The organism is Paracoccus marcusii (genome assembly GCF_006151785.1).
In the GTDB taxonomy this organism is placed as follows: Bacteria; Pseudomonadota; Alphaproteobacteria; order Rhodobacterales; family Rhodobacteraceae; genus Paracoccus; species Paracoccus marcusii.
Window position 1 is genome coordinate 19,584 of record NZ_VDDD01000030.1, and the last position, 11,406, is coordinate 30,989.

10 protein-coding genes are annotated in these 11,406 nt (G+C 69.0%); all 10 read left to right on the forward strand.

Annotated features, from left to right (window positions below; all coding sequences use genetic code 11):
• Window positions 1-4: 4 nt before the first annotated feature.
• Window positions 5-1,237: a glycosyltransferase family 4 protein gene (locus FHD68_RS06905; RefSeq protein ID WP_127898775.1), complete on the forward strand. Its 1,233-nt coding sequence runs from the start codon at window positions 5-7 to the stop codon at window positions 1,235-1,237.
• The gene (locus tag FHD68_RS06910; RefSeq protein ID WP_127898776.1) at window positions 1,237-2,397 is read left to right on the forward strand and encodes a glycosyltransferase family 4 protein; all 1,161 of its coding nucleotides are present in this window, start codon (window positions 1,237-1,239) and stop codon (window positions 2,395-2,397) included. Before FHD68_RS06905 ends, FHD68_RS06910 begins: the two co-directional genes overlap by 1 nt.
• On the forward strand, window positions 2,397-4,250 hold the full coding sequence (locus FHD68_RS06915; protein ID WP_127898777.1) for an ABC transporter ATP-binding protein: 1,854 nt from the start codon (window positions 2,397-2,399) through the stop codon (window positions 4,248-4,250). Before FHD68_RS06910 ends, FHD68_RS06915 begins: the two co-directional genes overlap by 1 nt.
• Complete coding sequence (locus FHD68_RS06920) at window positions 4,234-6,390, forward strand: aminoglycoside phosphotransferase family protein (protein ID WP_127898778.1); 2,157 nt, start codon at window positions 4,234-4,236, stop codon at window positions 6,388-6,390. The genes FHD68_RS06915 and FHD68_RS06920 overlap by 17 nt, the downstream gene beginning before the upstream one ends.
• 21 nt (window positions 6,391-6,411) lie before the next feature.
• A complete protein-coding gene (locus FHD68_RS06925) occupies window positions 6,412-7,596 on the forward strand; it encodes an alginate export family protein (RefSeq protein ID WP_127898779.1) in 1,185 nt (394 codons plus the stop codon).
• Window positions 7,597-7,744: 148 nt separating this feature from the next.
• Window positions 7,745-7,993, forward strand: a complete 249-nt coding sequence (locus FHD68_RS06930; RefSeq protein ID WP_127898780.1) for a DUF2188 domain-containing protein — start codon at window positions 7,745-7,747, stop codon at window positions 7,991-7,993.
• 188 nt (window positions 7,994-8,181) lie between these two features.
• Complete coding sequence (locus tag FHD68_RS19340) at window positions 8,182-9,192, forward strand: ABC transporter substrate-binding protein (protein ID WP_127898781.1); 1,011 nt, start codon at window positions 8,182-8,184, stop codon at window positions 9,190-9,192.
• The gene (locus FHD68_RS06940; RefSeq protein WP_139085471.1) at window positions 9,189-10,223 is read left to right on the forward strand and encodes a FecCD family ABC transporter permease; all 1,035 of its coding nucleotides are present in this window, start codon (window positions 9,189-9,191) and stop codon (window positions 10,221-10,223) included. Before FHD68_RS19340 ends, FHD68_RS06940 begins: the two co-directional genes overlap by 4 nt.
• A complete protein-coding gene (locus FHD68_RS06945) occupies window positions 10,220-10,975 on the forward strand; it encodes an ABC transporter ATP-binding protein (protein WP_127898783.1) in 756 nt (251 codons plus the stop codon). The genes FHD68_RS06940 and FHD68_RS06945 overlap by 4 nt, the downstream gene beginning before the upstream one ends.
• Window positions 10,976-11,186: 211 nt before the next feature.
• Window positions 11,187-11,406 (forward strand): hypothetical protein (locus FHD68_RS06950; RefSeq protein ID WP_244297782.1); only part of this gene is annotated, 220 nt, incomplete at its 3' end.

The window sequence follows — 11,406 nt, forward strand, 5'->3', positions numbered from 1 at the left end:
TCCCATGTCCGCACCCAAGATCGGCTATGTCCTGAAGCGCTATCCCCGCTATTCCGAGACGTTCATCGTCAACGAGATCCTGGCGCACGAGGCCGCGGGCCAGCCGATCGAGATCTTCTCGCTGCGCCCGGTCGAGGAGACGCACTTTCAGGACAACCTGGGCAAGGTCCGCGCGCCCGTCACCCGACTGACCGAACGGCTGAAGAACCCGGACGCGTTCTGGCGGCTGATGATGCGCGCCCGGGCCGGGCTGCCCGCGGCGTCATGGACCCTGCTGGGCCAGATGAAGAACAGCAGCGGCCAGGATGTCGCGCAGGCGCTGGAGCTGGCGCTGGCCTGCCGCGAACGCGGGGTGGCGCATCTGCACGCGCATTTCGGCACCGTGTCCACGACGGTGGCGCGGCTGGCGGCACAGCTGGCGGGGATCGGCTATACCTTCACGGCGCATGCCAAGGACATCTATTTCGACTACGAGGAGAACATCCGCCTGGACGAGAAGCTGCGCGACGCGGCCCATGTCGTCACCGTGTCGGATTACAATGTCGGCTATCTGGAACAGCGCTTCGGCCAGGACGCGACCAATGTCAGCCGCATCTACAACGGCCTGGACCTGGACCGTTTCGCCCATCAGAACCCCGCACCCGATGCGACCGACATCCTGGCGGTCGGACGCCTGGTCGAGAAGAAGGGGTTCCACATCCTGATCGAGGCCGTGCGCCTGCTGCGCGACCAGGGGCGCAGCGTGCGCTGCACCATCGTGGGCGGCGGGGACGAGGCGTCCTATCTGGTGGCCCAGATCGCCGCCGCCGACCTGGGCGATGCGGTCACCCTGGCGGGCCCGCGTCCGCAATCCGAGGTGATCTCGATGATGCGCCAGGCTGCCGTCTTCGCCTGCCCCTGCGTGGTGGGCCACGACGGCAACCGCGACGGCCTGCCCACCGTCCTGCTGGAGGCGATGGCCCTGGGAACGCCCTGCGTCTCGACTGCCGTCACCGGCATCCCGGAACTGGTCCGCGACGGGCAGACCGGGTTCTGCGTCCCGGAAGGCGACCCCCAGGCGCTGGCCACGGCGCTTGCGCGGATGCTGGACGATGCGGACCTGCGGCAGCAGTTCTCGACCGCGGCACGCGCGTTGATCGCGCAGGAATTCGACCAGCACGTCAACGCCGCGCGGCTTCGCGCCATCTGGCACGACGCCATCGCGGGCACCGACCTTCCCCAGCAGAGGTCCGCGTGATGCACGTCGCCTATGTCACCACCGATCCTGGCATTCCGCCCTTCGGCACCAAGGGTGCGTCGATCCATGTGCAATCCGTGCTGCGGGTGCTGCTGGCGATGGGCCACCGGGTGACGCTGTTCTCTCCGTGCCTGGCGGTGGCGCCCGCGGCGGAGTTCGCGACTGTCGCGCTGCACCCCCTGCCCGGCGCGCCGCGTGGCGACGACGCGGAAGCGCGTGCCGCTTGGGCGTTGGCGCTGAACGAGACGGTCGCCGCGGCGCTGACGCAGGCGGGGCCGTTCGACCTGGTCTATGAACGCCACGCGCTGTTCGCGCATGGGGCGATGGAATGGGCCAGTCGCGGCGGCGTGCCGTCGGCGCTGGAGCTGAACGCCCCCCTGATCGCCGAGCAGACCCGTCACCGCCACATGGTCCGCCAGTCGGACGCACAAGCCAGCGCCCGCCGGGCTTTCGGGGCCGCCCGTCTGGTCGCGGCGGTGTCGGCGGTGGCGGCGGATTACGCCCGCGATCTGGGTGCCCTGCCCGACCGGGTGGCGGTCATCCCCAACGGCGTCGATGCGGCACGTTTCGACGGCAGCCCTGCGCCGGATGGGCCGTTCACCGTGGGCTTCGTCGGCACGCTGAAGCCTTGGCACGACACCGCGACCCTGGTCGAGGCCTTTGCCCTGCTGCGACGGGGCGCCCTTCCCGATGCGCGCCTGCTGATCGTGGGTGACGGGCCGCAACGGGCGGCGATCCTGGACCGGTTGGACCAGCTTTCCCTGTCGGATGCGGCTCACCTGACGGGGGCGGTCCAGCCCGACCAGATCCCCGGCTGGCTGGCACGGATGCATGTCGCCACGGCCCCCTATCGGGGCGATCAGCCGTTCTATTTCTCTCCGCTGAAGCTCTACGAATACATGGCTGCGGGGCTGCCCGTGGTGGCCAGCGACGTGGGCGATCTGGCCCAGGTGCTGGACCGGGGCCGGCTTGGCGCCACCGTGGTACCGGATGATCCGGACGCCTTGGCCGCAGCCCTTGCGGGTCTGGCCCGCGATCCCGCGGCGGCCACCGCGATGGGCGTACGCGCCCGCGCCGAGGTTCTGGCCCATCACGGGTGGGACCGCATCGTGTCCCGCATCATCGCCCGTGCCGGCGCCGCAGGACAGGAGGCCGCGTGATGTCACGATCGCGTCCCGAGACGCTGACGGAATCGCTGCCGGGCCTGCGCCGCGTGCTGCATCGGTTTGCCCCCTATCTGCGCCCGCATCGGGCGGTGCTGGCGGGGGCGACCACCGCGCTGGTCAGCGCGACGCTGATGCGACTGCTGGAACCCTGGCCGCTGAAATTCGTCATCGACCGCGTGGTGCCGTCCGGCACGGCGGGAACAGGCGGATCGGGGGTCGCGGCGGTGGATACGCTGGACTCCATGACGCTTCTGGCGCTGTGCGCGGTTGGCTTGGTGGGCATCATCGGGCTGCGCGCGCTGTTCCAGTACCTGGCGACCATCGGCTTTGCGATCGTCGGCAACCGGGTGCTGACCCAGGTCCGCGGCGACCTGTTCCGGCACCTGCAGGGACTGTCGCTTGGCTTTCACACCCGGTCCAAGGCGGGCGATTTGACCATGCGCCTGATCGGCGACGTGGCCATGCTCAAGGAGACTGCCGTCACCGCCGCCCTGCCGCTGGCCGCGAACGTGTTGGTCCTGCTGGGCATGGTCGCCGTGATGATGGTGCTGGACTGGCAGCTGGCGTTGATCGCGCTGATTCCGCTGCCGGTTCTGTGGTTCGCGTCCATCCGCGCAGGAAAGAAGATCCAGGCCGCCAGCCGCAAGCAGCGCAAGGTCGAGGGCCAGATGGCCGCCACCGCGGCCGAGGCGATGTCCTCCATGCGCACGGTTCAGGCCCTGTCGATCGAGGATCGCGCGGCCGACACCTTCTCCGGCGCGAACGGCACCAGCATGGCGGGCGACGTGCGGGCCAAGCGCATCGCGGCGGGGCTGGAACGGCTGGTCGACCTACTGGTCGCCTGCGCCATCGCGCTGGTCCTTTATTTCGGCACGTTGCAGGTGCTGCGCGGGCGGCTGACGCCGGGCGACCTGCTGGTCTTCATCACCTATCTCAAGGCGACGTTCCGGCCCATCCGGGGCTATGCCAAATACGCGTCCCGCCTGGCCAAGGCCAGCGCCGCGGGCGAGCGGGTCGTCCAGCTGCTGGACGAGGTGCCCGAAATCCGCGACCGCACCGATGCCGTGGCCGCCCCCGCCTATGCCGGCCGGATCACCTTCGACGGCCTGACCTTCGGCTATGGCGGGGGTCGGCCCACGCTGGACGGGCTGACGCTGGACATTCCGGCGGGCACGAATGTGGCGCTGACCGGGCCGTCCGGGGCGGGCAAGTCGACGTTGGCCGGACTGCTTCTGCGCCTTTACGATCCGTCGGGCGGGCGCATCCTGATCGACGGGCAGGACATCCGCGACGTGACGATGACCAGCCTGCGCCGCCAGATCGGCTTTGTCCCGCAGGAGACGGTCCTGTTCAGCGGCACGTTGGCCGACAACATCGCCTTGGGCGCGGGCCGCGACGTCACCCGGGACGAGATCGAGGCAGCCGCCCGCCTGGCCAACGCACATGACTTCATCGCGGCCCTGCCCGACGGCTATGACGCCCAGGTCGCGGAACGCGGCGCCACCCTGTCGGCGGGCCAGCGCCAGCGCATCGCCATCGCCCGGGCCGCCCTGCGCCGCTGTCCGGTGCTGGTCCTGGACGAGCCCACGACCGGCTTGGACAGCAGCAACGAGGCCACCGTGTCCGAGGCGATCTGGCGCCTGGCCAAGGGCCGCACCAGCCTGCTGATCACCCACGACCTGTCCCAGGCCGCCCGCGCGGACCGCATCGTGTTCCTGGAGGCGGGCCGGGTGGCCGAACAGGGCAGCCATGCCGACCTGCTGACGCGCGGCGGACGCTATGCCCGTCTGTGGGCGCTGCAGGGTCGTGGTCAGGATGGGGGGGCGCTGCATGCTGTCGCCGGCTGATCGCGCGATCTGCGACCGAGATCCGGCGCTGGTCGGTCTGCCGCTGATGCTGGACGCGCAGGCGATGGCGGCGGCCTCGGGCCGTGACGCCTTGCAGCCAGCCTATCTGCGCTACAAACCCGGGGTCAGCTGCGTCGCGTCGTTCCTGTCCACGGACGGAGAGGCGCTGGCCGCCTATGCCTATGCCCCCGACCGGTATGCCGAGGAAAGCCGCCGGTCCCGTTGGCGCGACAACCCCGATGTCGTGATGCTGCCCGACCGCGGCGTGATCGTCATCCCGGCGCGGCTGGACCGTCATCTGCGCAGCCTTGCGCGGTTCCTGGACCCTGCACGGCGACAGGACGCCCTGCGGCGCGTGACCGGTGTGCAGCCGCATCTGGCCGCGGGCGACCTGATCCTGCTGCGCTACAAGCCGGGGCGACGGCTGGTGGCCCGCCTCGACCTTGACGGTCAGCCGCGAGGAGTTCTGAAGATCATGGCCGGGGCGGGCTTTGACCAGGCGCTTGTCGGCGCGACTGCGGCCATGGCGCATGGGCAGGCCGCCCTGCTGGGGGCCGACAGCGGCTTGCGCGCGATGATGACCGCGTGGGTGCCGGGCCGCCCCGTCTGCCCGCAGATGACCGGTCACGCGCCAGACGCGGACACCTGCACGCGGATCGGCGCGGCCCTGGCCGCGCTGCATGCCGATCCGTTCCGACCCGCCGCCGCATGGACCGCCCCGGCCGATGCAAGGTCGGTCCTGACCGCCGCCGCCGATCTTGCGCCGCTGGACGCCGACCTGAGCGTCCAAGCCCGTGACATCGCGACCGATCTGGCCGACCGGCTGGCCCAGGCCACGTTCGATCCGGTGATGGTGCACGGCGATTTCAGCGCGGATCAGGTGGTGATGGGGGCCGCTGGTCCCGTCATCCTGGACTGGGACAACGCCGGCTGCGGCGATCCGGCCCGCGATCTGGGCAGCTTCCTGGCCCGGATCGATGCGCAGGTGGTGGACGGCATCCTGTCGCGCGTCGAGGCCGATGACATAACGGGCGCGGTCCTGCGCGGCTATGGCGGCGGGCCCGTCACGCTGCCCCACCACCATGCCCGCGCCCTAATGTTGCTGGTGACCGAGGGGTTTCGTGCCCGCCATCCCGACTGGCCTGCGCGCGCGCGGACCCTCTTGGACCGTGCGGCCCAGGTCATGCGCGGCGCATCCGCGGACCCCGCCATGCCGCAGCTGGACGCCGCCCTGGACCCAGACCAAGCGCGGCCCGCGCTGCAGGCGGCGACGGGGCTTGATCTCACGAGCCGGCCCCAGCTCCTCCGCCACAAGCCGGGCCGCAGGGCACTGGTCCGCTATCCGACTGGCGAGGCGACCACGGCCATCCTGGGCAAGCTGCGTGCCAAGGGAACGGACGGCCGCATGCCTGCCATCCACGATGCCCTGCGCGGTGCCGGTCTGGACGGTCGGGCACCGCACGGGGCGGGTGTCCCGCGCGCCCGCGGCATCGTCGACACGATGCGGATGTGGTTGCAGGACGAGGTGCCCGGCCGCCCCCTGACCCCGACGGATGTCGCGGCGATGGCGCAGACCGGCGTGGCGCTGGCCCACCTGCATGGGGTTCCCCCTGTCACCGACCGCCGCTGGACCCACGCGGACGAGCTGTCGGTCCTGGATCGCGCCCTGACCCAGGCGGCAGAGCTGTTGCCCGCGCGAAAGGCGGAACTGCGGCGCATCCTGCACGCCGCCAGGGATCGGATGGGCCGGCTGCGCGACGACCAGCATTGCGGCATCCACCGCGATTTCTATTTCGACCAGGTGCTGATCGCCGATGCGCAGGTCTGGCTGGTCGATCTGGACCTCTACGCGGTGGGCGACCCGGCGGTGGACCTGGGCAATTTCCTGGCGCATCTGGACGAATACACCCTGCGGAGCAAGGGCGACGTCGGCGCGCTGAGTGCATCGGCCCGGGCCTTCCTGGACGGCTATGCCGGCATCCGACCCCTGCCCTGCCCCCGGCGCATCGCAACCATGCGCACGCTGTCGCTGGCCCGCCACATCCGCATCAGCCTTCGTTTCGATGATCGCAGGCACACCACGGACGCGCTGATCGAGCAGTCCCTCAGAGCCTGCGCCACCTGCCACCAGCCAACCTGATTTCCAAGAGAGACCCTGCGCATGGACCGTATCGGCCCCCTGCTGATTGCCGCGACCCTGTCCCTTCCCGTCCCGGCCCTGGCCGACCCGCCCGCGATCGAGTTCCGTCGGTCGCTGCAGCTGGACCTGGCCTATGAACGGCAGACGGATGATGGCGACCGGGACCGTGAGGGGGCCGTCAGCCCGCTGTTCCGCCTGATCGGCGAGGTCGCGTCAGAGGAAACCTGGTCCGGCTTCTTCGAATTCGACGTCTTCTCCGAACGGGTCTGGGAACGTGGAGAGCCGCGCAGCACGACCAACACCGCGCGCGTCAATCAGGCCTATCTGCAGTATGACGACGGCTTTCGCATTCGCGCCGGGCGCTGGCTGTACCGCGACGAACGCGAATGGCTGATCGACGAGAACATCGACGGTGTCATGGCCCGCTTCGACGCGGGCCCGGTACGCATCGACGCGCTGGCAGGCCGCGTGGGCTGGCTGCCCCGCACCCTGTTCGAGCCGGGGTCGCGCGGCGACCGCATCGCCTATTACGGCCTGCTTGCGCAGATGGAACCCGTTGATGACCGCTTTGTCGAGGCCTTCGCCATCCTTGGAGACGACCGCGAGAGGGGCGCCGGAGAGCAGCTGTCCCTGGGCCTGCGGTCCTGGGGAGAGTTGGGCGACGGCCTGACCTATTGGGCGGATGCGGGGCTGTCGCGCGGATCGGACGACGACCGCCGCCTGAAGGGATATGGGTTCGACATCGGCGCGACCCGCCTGTGGGAGGATCACGACCTGCAGCCGCGCGTGACGGTGGCCTTTGCCCAAGGCAGCGGCGACGGCGACCCCGACGACGGCACCGACCGTGCCTATCGCCAGACCGGGCTGCAGTCGAACGAGGCGCGTCTGGGCGGGTTCGCCAAGCTGAAATACTATGGAGAGGCGCTTGATCCCTATCTGAGCGACATCCGCATCGCGACCGCCGGCGTCGGCCTGACCGCAAACGACGCGGTATCGGTCGATCTGCTGTATCACCACTATCGCCGCGTATCGGTAACACAGGGACAGGACAGCCACCTGGGCGACGCGCTGGACCTGGTCCTGGGCCTTCGTCCGACCGATGCACTGGAAATCGACGCGGCGATCGGCTGGTTCGCCGGGGGGTCCGACGCGACCGACCCCGACCGCGGCATGGCTGCCCGGATCGAGATGGAATACGCGTTCTGACGCACCTGCCAGCGGGCATGCAGGGCCAGGAAAGTTTTCGCGGAACGGAGCGAGCGGGCCGGCCGTTGATGCAGAAGCTGCGAAAACAGGCAATCGCGCGGACCGGACGACCCGTGACCGTGCGCCTGCCCAAGCAAGGACAAAGCGAATGACCAAGATCGTGTACGAGATCGTCGAGCATGACGGTGGCTGGGCCTACAAGCTGGACGACGTGTTCTCGGAAACCTATCCCACGAAGGAACAGGCGACCGCCGCCGCCAACGACGTCGCCGCGCGGCAGCAGTTGAGCGGCGAGCCGGAAGTCGTCCAGTATCAGGACGAAAAGGGCACCTGGCGCGAGGAGGACGTGTCGGGCGACGACCGCCCCGAGGTCGACGTTCGCGACGGCGCGACATAAGCAGGATAGGCCTTAAAGTTGACAGCGTCGGCACAACCCCCTGTGCCGACGCTGATATTTCCGTCGCCGCAAGACCGCTATCCTGCGACGCCCTCGTTGAGGGGCGCTAAAGTTGACTATTTTCGTTGCTGACCCGATCCGGCGGTGCTATCGGCCTCGCAACGTCATACACGATCAGGCAGCAGACCATGCACCAGCCCACCCGATTCATCCTTGCGGCCTTGGCCTGTCTTGCAGCGCCCACGACGCTGTGGGCCGAACCGACGCAGTATCCGCTGACGCTGGAGAACTGCGGCGTTGAGATCACCATCGAGCAGGCACCCCAGAATGCCGTGGCCTTGGGCCAGAACAGCGCCGAGATCCTGCTGATGCTGGGGCTGCAGGACAGGTTGGCCGCGTCTGCCTTCTGGCCCACCAAGGTGCTGCCCGAGCTGGAGGAGGCGAATGCCGCCGTCGAGATCCTGACTGTCGAACAGCCCACCTTGGAAGGGATCCTGACCAAGGAGCCAGACTTCGTGGCGGCACAGCTGCCGCTGCTGCTGGGCGATGACAGCAAGGTCGCCAAGCGACAGGACTTTGCCGATCTGGGCATTCCAAGCTATCTGTCGCCCGGCATCTGCAACACCCGCGACGATGCCGGCGACATTTATGGCAGCCGTGATCAGCTGTGGAACATGGATCTTCTGTACCAGGAGATCGACGAGCTGTCGCGCATCTTTGACGTGGCCGATCGCGGGCAGGCGCTGATCGCCGACTTCCGCAAGCGCGAGGCCGACCTGCGGGCGCGGTTCGACCGCGACGACGACACGACCTTCCTGTTCTGGTTCTCCAGCCCCTCTGCCGGAGAGGACGCCTATCTGGGCGGCAAGAACGGTGCATCGGGCTTCATCGCCGACCTGCTGGGCGGCCGCAACGCGATCACGACCGAGGCGGAATGGCCGACCGTCGGATGGGAGGGCATCATCGCCGCCGATCCGACCTATATCGTCGCCGCATCGCTGGACCGCGACCGGTGGGACCTGGACCGCGCCGACAACAAGATCGCGTTCCTGGAAAGCGACCCCTCGGTCAGCCAGATGCCCGCGGTGCAGCAGGGCCACATCCTGACCATGAACGGCGCGGCGATGAACCCGACGATCCGCACCATCTATGGCGCCGAGGAGCTGGCCCGTCAGCTGGACGCGCTGCAGGGGAAATGAGCGTTTCGGCCCATCGCGTCAGGGGCGGTTTCGCCGCCCTGCTGATGATCGCGACCGCGGCCCTGACGGTCGCGGTGGCCTTGGCCGTCAGCATTGGAGAGATGCGGATCCCGCTGGCGACCGTCGGCCTGTCGGCCACCAACCACGTGGGCTGGACCGATGCGCAGATCAGCCGCATCCAGGACAGCGTGATCTGGGATCTGCGTCTCAGCCGGGCGCTGGTCGCGGCGCTGTGCGGGGCGGGATTGGCGATCTGCGGTGCGATCCTGCAATCGCTGCTGCGCAATACCTTGGCCGAACCCTATGTGCTGGGCGTGTCCGCGGGTGCGTCGACGGGGGCCGTGGCGGTGATCATCCTGGGCGTCGGCGCGGGCACCGTGTCGCTGTCGGCCGGCGCCTTTGCCGGGGCGCTTGCGGCCTTTGCCTTTGTGGCGCTGCTGTCGGATGGCGGGCGCGGCGGACCGGATCGCACGATCCTGGCCGGGGTCGCGGCCGCACAGCTGTTCAACGCGCTGACCGCCTATGTCGTCACCACCTCGGGCAACGCGCAGCAGGCGCGTGACGTGATGTTCTGGCTGCTGGGCAGCTTTGGCGGCGTGCGCTGGCCGGAGTTCCAGCTGCTGGCCGTGGTGATGCTGATCGGGCTTGTCGTCTGCATCTGGTATGCACACGCGCTGGATGCCTTCACTTTCGGCGACGACGCGGCCGCGTCCATGGGGATCGCGGTGGGCCGGGTGCGGATCGTCCTGTTCGCGACGACGGCGTTGATCACCGCGACCATCGTCAGCATGGTCGGATCCATCGGCTTTGTCGGGCTGGTCGTCCCCCACGCGGTGCGGTTCCTGATCGGGCCGGGACACATGCGTCTGCTGCCCGCCTGCGCGGTGGTCGGCGCGGTCTTCATGGTCATGGCCGACATCGTCTCGCGCAGCGTGATGACCCAGCAGACCCTGCCCATCGGCATCGTCACCGCGCTGGTGGGCGTCCCATGCTTTTCATTGATCCTGTACCGCGCGAGGGCCACGGCATGAGCATCGCAGCCACCAACCTGTCCTGGGGCGTCGGGCGCAAGGCGATCCTGCATGACGTGTCGCTGCGCGTTCAGCCGGGCACGATCCTGGGGCTGTTGGGGCCGAACGGGTCGGGCAAGTCCTCTCTGCTGCGGCTGTTGGCGGGGCTGCGGCGGCCGGATCGGGGTCAGGTCACACTGGATGGACAGGACATCGCCGGAATGCGCCGGCGCGACCTGGCACGGCGCGTGGCTCTGGTCCAGCAGCACGCGCAGACCGAAATGAACGTGACCGTCCAGGAGGTCGTGATGCTGGGACGGACACCCCACCGCGCGCCTCTGGCGGGATGTTCGACGGCCGACATGATCGCGGTCGAACGGGCGCTGGAACAGGTCGACATGACCGCGTTCCGCCATGAAAGCTGGCAGGGCCTGTCGGGCGGCGAGCGTCAGCGCGTCCAGATCGCCCGTGCCCTGGCCCAGCAGCCCCGAGAGCTGTTCCTGGACGAGCCGACCAATCATCTGGACATCCAGCATCAGCTGGACCTGCTGCGGCTGGTTTCCCGACTGGGGCTGACCAGCATCGTGGCGCTGCACGATCTGAACCACGCGGCCATGTTCTGCGACCGCCTGCTGGTGCTTGACCAGGGCCGCGTCGTGGCGGATGGTCCCCCGGCCGAGGTGCTGACGCAGGACCTGTTGGCCGACGTGTTCCGGGTGACATGCGATTTTCATCACGCGCGCGACGGACGGCGTCACATCCTGTTCCAGTAGGACCAGCGGTCGGACCAACAACCTAGACGGAAAGGTATGGCGCCTTCCGCAATTAAGCGTTGAAGTTAAGCGATTTTTTGCCGCTCAGCTGGGATAACCGGAACTTGACGTGACACGCGGGCGGGGTCCGTTATGCATCCCACAACGCGTGCAACGCCCTGGTGGCTGATCAAGGTGCCGGGATGCACGCATCACAGCAAAGGCCCGTGACATGATCCAACGCCGCAGCCAGCTGACAGCCCGTCTTGGGGCACTGACCATGACCGCCTGCCTGATCGCCGCGCAGGCGGGAGCGCAGGGCAACACGGGGGGCATTCCCACTGCGCAGGACATCTGGCGGCACCTGCCGCCCCTGCCCGGCCAGGCTGCCGCGCCCGAACCGCAGCCGGCGCCCGAAGCACCCCCGGCGCCCCGACCCGAGCGGGCGGCAC

Bases quoted from the DNA above. Each gene is read 5' to 3' on its own strand.
- FHD68_RS06915 (WP_127898777.1), top strand. From the start codon at position 2,397: ATGTCACGATCGCGTCCCGAGACGCTGACGGAATCGCTGCCGGGCCTG.
- FHD68_RS06930 (WP_127898780.1), top strand. From the start codon at position 7,745: ATGACCAAGATCGTGTACGAGATCGTCGAGCATGACGGTGGCTGGGCC.
- FHD68_RS06940 (WP_139085471.1), top strand. From the start codon at position 9,189: ATGAGCGTTTCGGCCCATCGCGTCAGGGGCGGTTTCGCCGCCCTGCTG.
- FHD68_RS06945 (WP_127898783.1), top strand. From the start codon at position 10,220: ATGAGCATCGCAGCCACCAACCTGTCCTGGGGCGTCGGGCGCAAGGCG.
- FHD68_RS06925 (WP_127898779.1), top strand. From the start codon at position 6,412: ATGGACCGTATCGGCCCCCTGCTGATTGCCGCGACCCTGTCCCTTCCC.
- FHD68_RS06920 (WP_127898778.1), top strand. From the start codon at position 4,234: ATGCTGTCGCCGGCTGATCGCGCGATCTGCGACCGAGATCCGGCGCTG.
- FHD68_RS06910 (WP_127898776.1), top strand. From the start codon at position 1,237: ATGCACGTCGCCTATGTCACCACCGATCCTGGCATTCCGCCCTTCGGC.
- FHD68_RS06905 (WP_127898775.1), top strand. From the start codon at position 5: ATGTCCGCACCCAAGATCGGCTATGTCCTGAAGCGCTATCCCCGCTAT.
- FHD68_RS19340 (WP_127898781.1), top strand. From the start codon at position 8,182: ATGCACCAGCCCACCCGATTCATCCTTGCGGCCTTGGCCTGTCTTGCA.